This window comes from Streptomyces sp. NPDC002779 (assembly GCF_042888685.1).
Taxonomy (GTDB): Bacteria; Actinomycetota; Actinomycetes; order Streptomycetales; family Streptomycetaceae; genus Streptomyces.
Genome location: NZ_JBIAQC010000001.1, coordinates 644,914 through 658,483, shown reverse-complemented (window position 1 = coordinate 658,483; position 13,570 = coordinate 644,914). Strand labels below are relative to the sequence as shown.

The window sequence follows — 13,570 nt, the reverse complement described above, 5'->3', positions numbered from 1 at the left end:
TGAGGTGCGAGCAAATCGGGTGAATCGGGCATCCGGTGCAGTTCCACCCTGGATATCCAAGGATTCACACCTTTTCCACATTGTTATCGCTTGCAACTCGCGTCTCATCCGCAACTCGCGTAAATTCGGACCAAGGTAATTCGCGTGAGCAAAGCTGCGCGGGCGGCACCGCGCAGTGGAGGGGGCTGCGCGGTGCCGTGCCCACCTGCGGCGGGCGGAGCGCCGTATGACCGCGGGCCGACGTCAAGCTGACGTTCGCTGCCCGGGTCACCCAGGTGGGGGACAACCCGGAAAACACGCCGCGTGCGGGACAAGGACCGGCACACCCGGGCGCCCCACGCGTATCCCGCCGAACGCCCAGAAAATCCGCTGTGTTCCGGCCATGAGCCACCCCTGAAACCCCCCTCTCACGCCCACCGCCGCGTTGCCGTCCGATTTCGGAGAGTAGTTATGGCACGCCGATGCACGCAGCATCACTTACGAAGGGTTATGGTGGAAACCCCCCCTCGGGCCGGTCCGTCTCCCCCCCACGGACCGGCCCGTTTTTCTTTTGTCGCGGACGCCTTCGCGGACGCCTGGTTCCACCGGCCCCACACGCCCCGACACCCGCCCGCCGGGCCGCCCGCAGGGCGGAGGTAGGCTTCGGCGGCGGGGACCGCCACCGGGCTGGGACCGCCCTCGGGAGCGACCGGGGCCGCGGCCGCCCGATCCGTACGGAGGGGCTATCAATCACGTGAACCTGCGCGACAAGCTGCGTGGCCTGCTGGTCGGGCTGTACGCACGCCGGGTGGAAGGTCACCTGGACCACGCTCAGGTGCCCAAGCACATCGGCGTCATCATGGACGGCAACCGCCGCTGGGCGAAGGCCGCGGGTTCCAGCACCGTGCACGGTCACCGGGCCGGCGCCGAGAAGATCGAGGAGTTCCTCGGCTGGTGCTCCGAGACGGACGTCGAGGTCGTCACCCTCTGGCTGCTGTCGACGGACAACTTCGACCGCCCGAAGGACGAACTGGTCCCGCTGCTCGGGATCATCGAGGACGTCGTACGCACCCTCGCCGCCGACGGCCGCTGGCGCGTCCACCACGTCGGCACCCGTGAGCTGCTGCCGCCGCGGATGCAGAACAGCCTCAAGGACGCCGAGGAGACCACCGCACACATCGACGGAATACTCGTCAATGTCGCCATCGGCTACGGCGGACGCCAGGAGATCGCCGACGCGGTGCGCTCGATGCTGCTCGACGCGGCGGACCGGGGCACCTCACTGGAGAAGCTCGCCGACTCCGTCGACATCGAGATGATCGGCCGCCACCTCTACACCGGCGACCAGCCCGACCCCGATCTGGTCATCCGCACCAGCGGTGAGCAGCGGTTGTCCGGGTTCATGCTGTGGCAGACGGCCCACTCCGAGTACTACTTCTGTGATGTGTTCTGGCCGGCCTTCCGCAAGGTCGACTTCCTGCGCGCGATGCGTGACTACGCCGCCCGCCACCGCCGTTACGGCGGCTGAGCCACAGGTCACCCGCCACCCCCTTGGGGTGGAGGTAACAAGGAGTTCACCAGCGCGCCGTTCCCCGCCGTGGCATGGCAGCGCTTGTTCGAGGGCATAAGCCAAGCAGGTCGACACCCGAACCACGGGTGTCGGATCTCAGCGGACGGCACGGGGCCGTCCGCCCGGGAGGCCCTTTGCACCAGCCCGATCGTGCGGTCACCGTACGGACGAAGCAGGTAAGGGCCGGTTCTCGGCCCGTGCAGCGGCGCCGTCGACCGGTCCAGCTCCTCTCCGTCGCTCCCCGACCTCTTCCGAGGGGGTACGTCCTTCCGTGGTGACCAGCGCAACGCGCCCCAAGCCAGACCGGCGCACCTACGTAATCGACACCAGCGTCCTGCTGGCCGACCCGCACGCCCTGAACCGCTTCGACGAGCACGAGGTCGTGCTCCCCATCGTCGTGGTCACGGAGCTGGAGGCCAAGCGGCACCATCCCGAGCTCGGCTACTTCGCCCGGCAGGCGCTGCGTCTGCTCGACGAGTTCCGGGTCCGGTTCGGCCGTCTCGACGCCCCGATCCCGATCGGGGAACTGGGCGGGACGGTGCGTGTCGAGCTCAACCACTCGGACCCCAGCGTTCTGCCGACCGGCTACCGCCTGGGGGACAACGACTCCCGCATCCTCGCGGTCGCCCGCAATCTGCAGGCCGAAGGGTTCGACGTCACCGTCGTGTCGAAGGACCTGCCGCTCAGGATCAAGGCCTCGTCCGTCGGGCTCCTCGCCGAGGAGTACCGCGCCGAACTCGCCATCACGGACTCCTCCGGCTGGACCGGAATGTCCGAACTGACGCTCCCCGGCGAGCAGGTGGACGTCCTCTTCGAGGTGGGGCACGCCCATGTGCCCGAGGCGGCGGACCTGCCGGTGCACACCGGGCTCACCATCCAGTCCGAGCGCGGCAAGGCGCTGGGCCGGGTGACGGCCGACGGCAACGTCCGGCTGGTGCGCGGCGACCGGGAGGCGTTCGGTATCAAGGGCCGCAGCGCTGAGCAGCGCATCGCGCTCGACCTGCTGCTCGACCCGGACATCGGGATCGTGTCGATGGGCGGCCGAGCCGGTACCGGCAAGTCGGCGCTGGCGCTGTGCGCGGGCCTGGAGGCCGTGCTGGAGCGCCGTCAGCACCAGAAGGTGATGGTCTTCAGGCCGCTGTACGCCGTGGGCGGGCAGGAGCTCGGCTATCTGCCGGGCAGCGAGGCCGAGAAGATGAGCCCCTGGGCGCAGGCGGTGTTCGACACGCTGTCCGCGGTCACCAGCCGCGAGGTCATCGAGGAGGTCACCTCGCGCGGGATGCTGGAGGTCCTCCCGCTCACCCATATCCGCGGCCGCTCGCTGCACGACGCGTTCGTGATCGTGGACGAGGCGCAGTCGCTGGAGCGGAATGTCCTGCTGACCGTTCTGTCCAGAATCGGCGCCAATTCACGGGTGGTGCTGACCCATGACGTGGCCCAGCGGGACAATCTCCGGGTCGGGCGCTACGACGGAGTCGTCGCCGTCGTGGAGAAACTGAAGGGGCATCCGCTTTTCGCCCATGTCACGCTGAACCGGTCCGAGAGGTCCCAGATCGCCGCCCTTGTGACCGAAATGCTGGAGGATGGGCATATCTGACCCGAGACTGCCCCGAGTGCTTAACTTGAGGTAGCTACTCGCCAGTTGGCGCCGTCCGACAAAGGCCCAGAGCCTAGTCGGGCGGCGCCTTGGTGTGTTGCCGTTTCGTGGAACTGCCGGGACCAAACGGGATGTGAGCTTTCACACGCAACACAGAATTGCCTCACGGCGTCCGGGTACGGCAGAGTCTCCTTCCTGTCAGGCCCCGCATACGGCACATCCGTACCTTCAGAGGTATGGCACCCCGTGAGGAACACCGCCAACTCCATAGCGTCGCCGTATGCCGCCCGCGCACCACGCGGCGCTCCCCGGAGGGGAGTTGCCCACCGGGCCCGTGCCTCCCGTGACCCCGCAGTTGGGAGGCCAGCGCCAGGGGCAAGATTGCGTCCGCCAGGGTCACCGAAGCGGGCGATGCTGGAAGGAAACCGTGTGAGCCGGATCTCGGTCCGGGGATTCGCAGTGGTCTCGGCCACCGCGGTCACCGCCGTCGGAAGCGTTGTCGGCGTTGCCTCGGGCAGCACCGCGCAGAACAACGACGCCGAAGCGACGGCAGCCGACGCCACGCTCCTCGCGGACATACCCACGGGCCAGCAGGCCCAGGTACAGACCGCTTCCCTGACGCAGCAGGCGACCGTCCAGGCGATCGCCGCCGACGCGAGCGCCAAGAAGGACGCGGAGGAAGCGGCCCGCAGGGCCGCCGCCCAGACCGCGATCGAGAAGAAGGAAGCCGCGGAGAAGGCGGCGAAGGCAGCGAAGGCGGCCGAGGAAGCCAAGGAGCGCGAAGAGGCCGAGGCGAAGGCCTCCCGGTCCTCCTCCAGCTTCGCTGTGCAGAGCTCGTACACCATCGCGCAGATCCAGGCGATGGCGCAGTCGATGGTGCCGTCCGGCCAGTGGCAGTGCTTCAGCAACATCGTGGACCACGAGTCCAGCTGGAACTACAAGGCCGTGAACCCCTCCTCCGGCGCCTACGGTCTCTTCCAGGCCCTGCCGGCGGGCAAGTACGCCTCCGCCGGCGCCGACTGGCAGACCAACCCGGCCACCCAGATCAAGTGGGGCCTCAACTACATGAACGAGCGGTACGGCAGCCCGTGCGACGCCTGGTCGTTCTGGCAGGCCAACCACTGGTACTAGGCATTTCCCCGCTCAACCTCGCACAGCCCCTCACCGTCCTACGGTGAGGGGCTGTCGCCATGTACGGTCGGACCGGACGACTCCGGGGGGAGTGGTGGGGAAAGACGGGGGAAGAGGACGGAACATGTCTCGAGTGCCAGGGTGGCTCGGTCGGCTCGGCGCCGGACTGACCCGGATGGGAGACCGGTTGGACGAGCGCCGCGCGGAGGTGCAGCGCGAGAGCGCCGAACCCCCGGCCGCCTCCGCGCCGACGCCTCCCCCCGCCGACAAGGCGCCGCCGTCCGTTCAGCGTGTGTACGTGGCTCCGGCGCGTCCGGATCCCGCGCTGGCCGTGCCGTGGGGTGTGCGGGTCGCCGCCGAGGCCGGCTGGCGGCTGCTGGTGCTGGCCGGCACCGTATGGGTGCTGATGCGGGTCATCAGCGCCGTACAGCTGGTCGTGCTGGCGTTCGTGGCCGCGCTGTTGATGACGGCGCTGCTCCAGCCCACGGTGGCGCGGCTGCGCCGGATCGGTGTCCCGCAGGGCCTCGCGACCGCGCTCACGGCGATCCTGGGCTTCGTGGTGATGGGCCTGATTGGCTGGTTCGTCACCTGGCAGGTCATGGAGAACCTCGACAACCTCTCCGACCAGATCCAGGACGGTATCGACGAGCTGCGCGACTGGCTGCTGAACAGCCCCTTCCACGTCACCGACAAGCAGATCAACGACATCGCCGAGAATCTGCGCGACGCGGTCGGCGCCAACACCGACGAGATCACCTCGGCGGGCCTGGAGGGCGTCACGGTCATCGTCGAGGCGCTGGGCGGCATACTGCTGGCGGCCTTCTCGACGCTGTTCCTGCTCTACGACGGCAAGCGGATCTGGGAGTGGTCGCTGCGGCTGGTGCCCGCGGCGGCCCGGCCGGGGGTGGCGGGCGCGGGCCCGGCCGCGTGGCGGACGCTCACCGCGTATGTGCGCGGGACGCTGATAGTGGCTCTGATCGACGCCGTCTTCATCGGCATCGGGATCTACTTCCTGGATGTGCCGATGGCCGTCCCGCTGGCCGTCTTCATCTTCCTGTTCTCGTTCATCCCGCTCGTCGGCGCGGTGGCCTCCGGCGCGCTGGCGGTCGTGGTGGCGCTGGTGACGCAGGGCGTCTTCACGGCGGTGATGGTGCTGGCGGTCGTGCTCGCGGTGCAGCAGATCGAGGGGCACATCCTGCAGCCGTTCATCCTCGGCCGCGCGGTCCGGGTCCACCCCCTCGCGGTGGTCCTGTCGGTCGCGGCGGGCGGCCTGATCGCGGGCATCGGCGGCGCGGTGGTGGCGGTGCCGCTGGTGGCGGTGACCAACACGGTGGTGGGCTATCTGAAGGCGTACTCGCAGGAGAGCCCGGAGAGCCCGGAGAGCCCGCAGGTGGTCGCGGATGCCGAAGGCCCCGTCCACGCCGAAGGCCCCGTCCACGACAGTGAACGGGGCCCGGAGTGACCTGGCTTACGCGGAGAGGACCGCTTCGGCGTCGAGGGTGACGGCGACCGCCTGGATCACCGAGGCGATCTTGAACGCCTCCTGGACGACCTCGCGCTCCAGGCCGGCCTTGCGCAGCACCTGCTCGTGCGAGTCGAGGCACATGCCGCAGCCGTTGATGGCGGAGACCGCGAAGGACCACAGCTCGAAGTCGACCTTGTCGACACCGGGGTTGCCGATGACGTTCATCCGCAGGCCCGCGCGCAGGGTGCCGTACTCGTGGTCCGACATCAGGTGGCGGGTGCGGTAGAAGACGTTGTTCATCGCCATGACGGCGGCGGCCGCCTTGGCGGCGGTGTACGCCTCCGGCGTCAGGTTCGCCTTCGCCTCCGGCTCCAGCTCGCGCAGCACGATCGGGGAGCGCGAGGCGATGGCGGTCGCCAGCACGGTGCCCCACAGCTGCTGCGCCGGGAGGTCGGAGTTGCCGATGACGGAACCCAGGTTGAGCTTCAGGTCCTTGGCGTAGTCCGGGACGGCGGACTTGAGGGAGTCGAGGGACATCTCAGGTCACTCCCCGGCCAGCAGCTTGACCGCGTCCAGCGTCTCGTCGCCCTTGGTCCAGTTGCAGGGGCACAGCTCGTCGGTCTGCAGCGCGTCGAGGACCCGCAGGACCTCCTTGGGGTTACGGCCGACGGAGCCGGCGGTGACCATCGTGAACTGGATCTCGCGGTTCGGGTCCACGACGAAGACCGCGCGCTGGGCGAAGCCGTCCTCGCCCTCGATGCCGAGGTCGCGCATCAGCTCGTGCTTGGAGTCGGCCAGCATCGGGAAGGGCAGGTCGGTCAGGTCCGGGTGGTCCTTGCGCCAGGCGTGGTGGACGAACTCGGAGTCACCGGAGAAGCCGAGGATCTGGGCGTCGCGGTCGGCGAACTCGTCGTTCAGCTTGCCGAACGCGGCGATCTCGGTCGGGCACACGAAGGTGAAGTCCTTCGGCCACGCGAAGACCACGAGCCACTTGCCCTCGTAGGACTTGTGGTGGATCTGCTCGAACTCCTTGCCCTTCTCCAGGGAGACACAGGCGGTCAGTTCGAACTCGGGGAACTTGTCACCAACAGTGAGCACAGGCTCTCCTTGCAGCGAAGAAGCGTCCGGATCGCGGACGCTTCTCATGGGTTGGACGAGGTCGATGCTGGCACACGGTGCATTGATTAGAGAAATTGCTACACTCGGTCATGGTGATCGGAGGCGGTTATCAGTGACCGTGAGTAATGGTGGAGCCAAGAGGCGACTGCCGAGTCTCGCCCAGCTGCGGGCGTTCGCGGCCGTGGCGGAGCATCTGCACTTCCGGGACGCGGCCGCCGCCATCGGCATGAGCCAGCCCGCCCTGTCCGGTGCCGTGGCCGCGCTGGAGGAGACCCTCGGCGTCACGCTGCTGGAGCGGACCACCCGCAAGGTGCTGCTCTCGCCGGCCGGTGAGCGGCTCGCGGTGCGCGCGAGGGCCGTACTGGACGAGGTGGGTGCGCTGTTGGCGGAGGCGGAGGCGGTACGCGCCCCGTTCACCGGGGTGTTGCGGCTCGGGGTCATCCCGACCGTGGCGCCGTACCTGCTGCCGACGGTTCTGCGGCTCGTCCACGACCGCTACCCGGACCTCGACCTCCAGGTCCACGAGGAGCAGACCGCCAGCCTCGTCGACGGCCTGAACACCGGCCGCCTGGACCTGCTGCTGCTCGCCGTCCCGCTCGGGGTGCCGGGTGTGGTCGAACTCCCCCTCTTCGACGAGGACTTCGTGCTGGTCACGCCGTTGGACCACCGGCTGGGCGGCCGTACGGGCATCGGGCGCGAGGCGCTCAAGGAGCTCAACCTGCTCCTCCTGGACGAGGGGCACTGTCTGCGCGACCAGGCACTGGACATCTGCCGGGAGGCGGGCCGGGAGGACGCGCCGGTCACCACCACGGCCGCCGGTCTGTCCACCCTGGTCCAGCTCGTCGCGGGCGGTCTCGGTGTCACGCTGCTCCCGCGCACGGCCGTCAAGGTCGAGACGACCCGCAGCAACCAGCTGCTGACCGGCTACTTCTCCGACCCGGCCCCGACCCGCCGCATCGCCCTCGCCATGCGCACGAACGCGGCCCGCAGCGCGGAGTACCAGGAACTGGCCACATCCCTGCGCGACGCCCTGCGCCCGCTCCCGGTACGGGTCCTGGAGGGCGACACGGGCTGAGGGGGCGGCGAGACCGGCCCCGGCCCACCTCCGCGGCACGGGTCACCCCCATCGACTCGCTGCCCGGTGGGACGGGTCAGGGCCCATCGGGGTCGCGGTCGGCGGGCGGGTTGTTCTGCCTTTCCGGCGGATGGCCCCCGCCTGGCGTTGGGCGCGGCCCGCAGGGCGGGGGGCCGCTATGGCGTGGGCGCGGAGGGCGCGAGTCAGGCCGCCGGTCGCCTCGGCGCGGGGCGTACGTCGTCGGTCGCGGCTGACAGCGCCCCGCGGGGGCACAGTCGGGGGCGGTCGCCGGATGGCCCCGCCTGGCGTGGGCGCGGGCCGCATGGGTGGGTGCCGCCATGGGGTCCGCTGTCGGTCGCGGCTGGCAGTGCCGCGCGGGGCCGTCCGGCGGATGGCCCCGGCCTGGGGCGTGGGGGCTGGGCCCGCAGGGTGGGGTGCCGCTATGGAGTCCGGTAGCGGGGGGAGTTGGTAAACCCTGCGGGCCGCTGTCGGAGGGCGGTCGCTTCGGCCTTCTGGCGGGTGGTCGCCGCCTGCGCGGAGGCGTGGCTGGCCGGTAGCGGGGGGTTGTTCTGACGGGATCCGCTGGCGGGTGGGGGCGGTTGGGGTCCGGAGCACTCTGCGGGGTCGTAGCGCACGGGCTGGTCGGCTTGCAGATCGGGTGGATGGTTCCCGACTGTGCAGCGGCGCCGGGGTGGTGTCTGCGCGGCCCGGTGCCGGTGGAGTCGGCAGCGACTTCGACGGCCCGCAGGGCCGGGGGGCGCTGCGGGCCGCTTGGGTGGGGGAGTTCGGCCGGTTCCGGTTCGTTCTACTCGGTGCGCAGGCCGTCCGGGCGCATCAGTCTCAGGAGGGGAGGCAGGCTGAGCAGGGTCACCGCGAGGACCACGCCCGCCGCGGCGCCGGTCATGGACAGCAGGCTCCCCCAGTCCACCCGTACCGCCGTGTCCGTCATCCGCAGCAGGACCGCGCCGAGGGTCAGGCCCACCGCCGAGGCCAGCAGCAGACCCAGCGTGATCGGGATCGCCGTCTGCCACAGCACCGACAGGCTCAGCGTGCGCCGCCGGGTGCCGAAGGCGACCAGCGCCGACAGCAGCTTCTTGCGTTCGCGCAACTGCTCCAGCTGCGACACCAGCAGACTCGCGCCGATCAGCATCAGCACGCACACGGCACCGACGAACAGACCCGTGCGGATGGAGGCGAACCGGTTGGACTCCTCCGTCGCCGACCAGTCCTCGGCGCGTACCAGCGGACCCAGCGCCGCCACGGTGTTGCGCACCCGCTCGCGCGCGTCGGAGACGGACGGGTCGAGCGCGATGTACGCCCGCCCGGTCATGGCCTGCGCGGCACCCTCCGGCAGCGCCTTCGGAGTGATCAGGAAGCCGCCCCGCTCCATACCGCTCAGATCCCGGCGCGCTTCCACCTTCCGCAGATCCGCCGGCACCTGCCAGGCGACCTCCCGGCCCGGGGTGGAGCCCGCGTAGCTCGGATCCAGGTACAACGTCCGCCCCGGCACGGCCAGTCGCGCGGTGTCCGTGTCGTACTCCACACCGGGGACGGCGAAGACGTCACCGTCCCGGCACGAGGTCAGCCTGGCCTGCTCCCGCAGGGCCGCGCAGTCCCCGACGGTCACCGAGGCGCCCTTCTCGGGGTCCAGGCGCCTGTCCCCGAGCCAGCCCTCGGAGTGGGCGACGATCCGCCGCACGCCCTCGGTCCCGCGCAACCGCTCCGCGGCATCCTCGATACCGACGCCGCCGCCCGACGTCACCTGCATCTGCGCCTGGGAGACGTCGTAGCCGGTGCTCTTGGTGTAGTCGCTGTCCACCCCGGCGAACAGCATCTGCAGCGCGATGGCCCCGGCCACCGCCACCGCGACGCCGTTGACCAGCCGGGCGGCCGTACCGCTGCTCAACTGAAGCCGCCGTACCGCCAGTTGCCAGGCGATCCCGCCGCCGCCGAGCCGGCCGACGACCGTCTCCACGATCCACGGCAGCAGCGCGGTCACGCCGATCAGCAGCAGCATCACACCGCCGACGACGAGGTACTGGTTGAAGTCGCCGTCCTCGTTGCCCTGCCCGACCATCGGGTAGAGCAGCGCGAGTCCGCCGAGCGGCAGCAGCAGCCGCCACCACAGCCTGCGCCGCGCCGGCTTGGCCGTACGCACCACACCGAGCGGCTCGATGACCACCCCGCGCAGCGCCAGCAGCGTCACCAGCACCGCGGCCGCCGGCACGGCCATGGCCACCAGCAGGGCCAGCGCGGGAGAGGGGTTCAGATCGTCCGGGAAGACGCTGAACCGGAACACCTCGACCGATCCCGCGATCTGACGACCGATCAGGAAGAAGACAGCGCCGAGGACCAGTCCGAGCAGCGCGCCCGCCAGTGCCTCACCGGCCGCGATACGGCGGGTCATCCGGCCGTCGGAGCCCACCAGGCGCAGCGCCGCCAGCCGCCGGTCGCGGCGCTCGCCGCCGAACCGCACGGCCGCCGCGATGAACACCGCGACCGGCATCAGCAGCGCGACGAGGACGACCAGGATCAGCAGGATCAGCACCGGGTCGGACTTCTCCCGGGACGGGTTGGGGTCGCCGTAGCGGTCGATGCGGACCACCTGGCCCCCGTCGACGTACGGTGCGAGCCCTTCGCCGCCCCGGTAGAAGGTCAGATCCGCCGAGCCGACCAGGCCGCTCTGCCTGACGGTCCCGACGATCCGCTCCGGCAGCCGCTCCCGCAGCAGCGCGCCGTCACCGGACTCCAGCACCCGCTTCAGCGCCGGTGAGACCACCATCTCGCCCGCCGCCGGGAACCTGTCCACTCCGGGCGGCAGCGGCGCGCGCGGCCCCTCGGGCTCCAGGATCCGCCCCCGTACGTCCGTGCCGCGGAACACCGTGCTCGCCTCCACGACCAGCAGGGTGTCGTCGGCCTTGGCCGGCATCTCGGCGCTGAAGGTGATGTCGGTGCGCGCGGCGCCGCGGTCGTCCCGGGCGGCCAGCGCGTTCGGGATCGCCGTGGTCAGCAGCAGCAGCGCCACGCCCAGTCCGACCCCGACGGCCGTCAGCACGGCCCGGGTCCAGCCCTCGCGCCCGCCCGCGAAGGCGAACCGGAACCCCAGGGCGAGGTCCCTCCCCCACTGGTTCATACGATCCGCTCCATGTCCCGGGACCGGCCGTCCCGTACGACGATCTCGCGGTCGGAGTAGGCGGCCACCCGTGCCTCGTGCGTGACCAGCACGACGGCGGCGTTGGTGGACCGCGCGGCCTCCGTGAGCAGTTCCATCACGCGCTCGCCGTTGAGGGAGTCCAGCGCGCCGGTCGGCTCGTCGGCGAACAGCACCCGGGGGCCGGTGACCAGCGCGCGGGCCACGGCGACCCGCTGCCCCTGGCCGCCGGAGACCTCACCGGGCCGCTTCTTGCGCAGGTCGTCGACCTCCAGCCGTTCCATCCAGGACAGCGCGGTGCGCTCGGCCTCCTTGCGGGCGGTGCCGTTCAGCCGGAGCGGCAGGGCGACGTTCTCGACGCAGGTCAGCTCGGGCACCAACTGCCCGAACTGGAAGACGAAGCCGAACTCCGAGCGCCTGAGCCGGCTGCGCTCGCCGTCGCCCATGGTGGCGAGCTCGCGTCCGGCGTAGGTGATCGACCCGGAGTCGGGCGGCACGATCCCGGCGAGACAGTGCAGCAGCGTCGACTTCCCGGAGCCGGACGGGCCCATCACGGCGACGACCTCTCCGGGATGCACGGAGAACTCGGCGCCGTCGAGGGCGACGGTCGGACCGTAGGCCTTGCGCAGCTCCTGGGCCGCGAGCAGGGCACCGGCGGGCGGCGTCACTTGACCACCACCTCGGCCAGCTTGTCGAGCCGCGCGGCGGTCAGTTCCAGCCAGCGCAGATCGGCCTCCAGATGGAACAGGGCGTGGTCGCAGATCAGCTGGTCCGCGAGATCGCCCTTGCGCTTGCGGTCGGTGAGGATCCGCATCATCCGCAGATGCTCGGCGCGCTGGGTGTCGAGGATGTCGGCGGCGTCGCGCCGGGTGAGCAGCGCGAGGACGACCTTGGTGTAGAGCGTGGACTGCAGGTACGGCTCGGGCTTCTCGGGCGTCGCCAGCCACCGCTGTACGTCGGTGACCCCGGCGTCGGTGATGGCGTACCGCTTGCGCTCGGGGCCGCCGCCGGGTTCGATGCCGTCGACCTCGACGAGACCGTGCTTCAGCAGCCGGGACATCGTCGAGTAGACCTGGCCGTAGTGCAGCGGCCGGTCGTGACCGAACTTCTCGTCGAAGGCCCGCTTCAGGTCGTAGCCATGACGCGGGCCTGATTCCAGGAGCCCCAGGAGGGTGTGACCGATGGACATGAGCGCGACTCTACACGCGGTGTATACGCCGTATGTATACGCGCGGTGTGCAGTCGCTGGCGGGGCGTACGGCCGCCCAGGTGGGGGCCTGTTGTCACGGTTCTGTCACTGAGGTTCGGGCGGGCCCGCGGGCGGGCGTCCGCGGCGCGGGATCGGCCCCGTCTCCCTCGGCAGGCGCCCCGCCTCGGCGAGCGCCTTGCGCAGCAGGAACTCGATCTGCGCGTTGGCCGAGCGCAGGTCGTCCCCGGCCCAGCGGGCCAGTGCCTCGTAGACGGCCGGGTCCAACCGCAGCAGCACCTGCTTGCGCTGCGGCCGGCCCTGGGAGGCGGTCACTGGTAGAGCGTCCCCGTGTTGAGCACCGGCTGCGGCGCCCGGTCACCGCACAGCACCACCATCAGGTTCGACACCATCGCCGCCTTGCGCTCCTCGTCCAGCTCCACGATGTCCCGCTCGCCGATCCGCGCGAGCGCCGCCTCGACCATGCCGACGGCTCCGTCCACGATCTGCCGCCGGGCCGCGACGACCGCCCCGGCCTGCTGCCGCTGGAGCATCGCCGAGGCGATCTCGGGGGCGTACGCGAGATGCGTGAAGCGCGACTCGATGATCTGCACTCCGGCCGCCTCCACGCGCGCGTGCAGTTCGGCGGCGAGCTTCTCGGTGATCTCCTCGGCGTTGCCGCGCAGCGAGAGGCCGTCCTCGTCATGGGCGTCGTAGGGGTACTCGATGGCGATGTGCCGGACGGCCGCCTCGGTCTGGGTGGAGACGAACTCCAGGAAGTCGTCCACCTCGAAGCTGGCCTGCGCGGTGTCCTCGACCCTCCAGACGACGACCGCGGCGAGCTCGATCGGGTTGCCGTAGGCGTCGTTGACCTTGAGGACCGCCGTCTCGTGATTGCGGACCCGGGTCGAGATCCTGACCCGGGAGGTGAGCGGGTTCACCCAGCGCAGCCCGTCCTGCCGGATCGTCCCGCGGTACCGCCCGAAGAGCTGGACCACCCGGGCCTCGCCCGGCGCGACCATGTTCAGCCCGCACATCGCGAGGAACGCGGCGAGGGCGATCAGGATGCCCCCGGCGATCAGCGCGGCCTTGGCGCCGGTCCCGTCCACCGTGGTGGCGCCGGCGACGCAGCCCGCGCCGAGGGCGAGCCCGAGCAGGCCGAGCAGCAGCGCGAGTCCGCCGCCGATGCTGTGCGCGGCGAACTCGCGCACCCGCGGCGCGGGCATGTCGGGTACGTCGGGTGCGGTGGTGGTGTGGCTGTTGGACATGGGTCCCCCGGATCTTCCTTCTGGTCTTC

General features: G+C 70.7%; 12 protein-coding genes. 5 read left to right on the top strand and 7 right to left on the bottom strand.

Annotated features, from left to right (window positions below):
- The first annotated feature begins 733 nt into the window (after positions 1-733).
- The 4 genes from ACFYW5_RS02940 (at position 734) to ACFYW5_RS02925 (ending at position 5,739) form a co-directional block, all read left to right on the top strand.
- On the top strand, positions 734-1,507 hold the full coding sequence (locus ACFYW5_RS02940; RefSeq protein WP_389415157.1) for an isoprenyl transferase: 774 nt from the start codon (positions 734-736) through the stop codon (positions 1,505-1,507).
- A gap of 313 nt (positions 1,508-1,820) precedes the next feature.
- Positions 1,821-3,146, top strand: coding sequence for a PhoH family protein (locus ACFYW5_RS02935; protein ID WP_389415156.1), 1,326 nt, complete (start codon positions 1,821-1,823; stop codon positions 3,144-3,146).
- 429 nt (positions 3,147-3,575) lie between these two features.
- Complete coding sequence (locus ACFYW5_RS02930) at positions 3,576-4,277, top strand: transglycosylase SLT domain-containing protein (RefSeq protein WP_389415155.1); 702 nt, start codon at positions 3,576-3,578, stop codon at positions 4,275-4,277.
- A 124-nt stretch (positions 4,278-4,401) separates the two neighbouring features.
- Positions 4,402-5,739, top strand: coding sequence for an AI-2E family transporter (locus ACFYW5_RS02925; RefSeq protein WP_389415154.1), 1,338 nt, complete (start codon positions 4,402-4,404; stop codon positions 5,737-5,739).
- Positions 5,740-5,745: 6 nt separating this feature from the next.
- Here the strand turns inward: ACFYW5_RS02925 and ACFYW5_RS02920 are convergent, their stop codons facing one another.
- Positions 5,746-6,279, bottom strand: a complete 534-nt coding sequence (locus ACFYW5_RS02920) for an alkyl hydroperoxide reductase (RefSeq protein WP_389415153.1) — start codon at positions 6,277-6,279, stop codon at positions 5,746-5,748.
- A 6-nt stretch (positions 6,280-6,285) separates the two neighbouring features.
- The gene (locus tag ACFYW5_RS02915; protein ID WP_389415152.1) at positions 6,286-6,840 is read right to left on the bottom strand and encodes a peroxiredoxin; all 555 of its coding nucleotides are present in this window, start codon (positions 6,838-6,840) and stop codon (positions 6,286-6,288) included.
- A 133-nt stretch (positions 6,841-6,973) separates the two neighbouring features.
- Between ACFYW5_RS02915 and ACFYW5_RS02910 the strand changes: the two genes are divergently transcribed.
- On the top strand, positions 6,974-7,936 hold the full coding sequence (locus ACFYW5_RS02910; RefSeq protein ID WP_389415151.1) for a hydrogen peroxide-inducible genes activator: 963 nt from the start codon (positions 6,974-6,976) through the stop codon (positions 7,934-7,936).
- Positions 7,937-8,741: 805 nt separating this feature from the next.
- Here the strand turns inward: ACFYW5_RS02910 and ACFYW5_RS02905 are convergent.
- The 5 genes from ACFYW5_RS02905 to ACFYW5_RS02885 form a co-directional block, all read right to left on the bottom strand.
- Positions 8,742-11,069 (bottom strand): ABC transporter permease, encoded by a 2,328-nt coding sequence (locus ACFYW5_RS02905; protein ID WP_389415150.1) that lies wholly within the window; start codon positions 11,067-11,069, stop codon positions 8,742-8,744.
- The gene (locus ACFYW5_RS02900; RefSeq protein ID WP_389415149.1) at positions 11,066-11,755 is read right to left on the bottom strand and encodes an ABC transporter ATP-binding protein; all 690 of its coding nucleotides are present in this window, start codon (positions 11,753-11,755) and stop codon (positions 11,066-11,068) included. The genes ACFYW5_RS02905 and ACFYW5_RS02900 overlap by 4 nt, the downstream gene beginning before the upstream one ends.
- The gene (locus tag ACFYW5_RS02895; RefSeq protein WP_250077429.1) at positions 11,752-12,276 is read right to left on the bottom strand and encodes a PadR family transcriptional regulator; all 525 of its coding nucleotides are present in this window, start codon (positions 12,274-12,276) and stop codon (positions 11,752-11,754) included. The genes ACFYW5_RS02900 and ACFYW5_RS02895 overlap by 4 nt, the downstream gene beginning before the upstream one ends.
- Positions 12,277-12,381: 105 nt before the next feature.
- Positions 12,382-12,609, bottom strand: coding sequence for a hypothetical protein (locus tag ACFYW5_RS02890; RefSeq protein ID WP_389415148.1), 228 nt, complete (start codon positions 12,607-12,609; stop codon positions 12,382-12,384).
- The gene (locus ACFYW5_RS02885; RefSeq protein WP_389415147.1) at positions 12,606-13,541 is read right to left on the bottom strand and encodes an SPFH domain-containing protein; all 936 of its coding nucleotides are present in this window, start codon (positions 13,539-13,541) and stop codon (positions 12,606-12,608) included. The genes ACFYW5_RS02890 and ACFYW5_RS02885 overlap by 4 nt, the downstream gene beginning before the upstream one ends.
- Positions 13,542-13,570 lie beyond the last annotated feature (29 nt).

Excerpts from the sequence above, each read along its gene's own strand:
- ACFYW5_RS02925 (WP_389415154.1), top strand. The coding sequence starts at position 4,402 with ATGTCTCGAGTGCCAGGGTGGCTCGGTCGGCTCGGCGCCGGACTGACC.
- ACFYW5_RS02920 (WP_389415153.1), bottom strand. The coding sequence starts at position 6,279 with ATGTCCCTCGACTCCCTCAAGTCCGCCGTCCCGGACTACGCCAAGGAC.
- ACFYW5_RS02905 (WP_389415150.1), bottom strand. The coding sequence starts at position 11,069 with ATGAACCAGTGGGGGAGGGACCTCGCCCTGGGGTTCCGGTTCGCCTTC.
- ACFYW5_RS02895 (WP_250077429.1), bottom strand. The coding sequence starts at position 12,276 with ATGTCCATCGGTCACACCCTCCTGGGGCTCCTGGAATCAGGCCCGCGT.
- ACFYW5_RS02885 (WP_389415147.1), bottom strand. The coding sequence starts at position 13,541 with ATGTCCAACAGCCACACCACCACCGCACCCGACGTACCCGACATGCCC.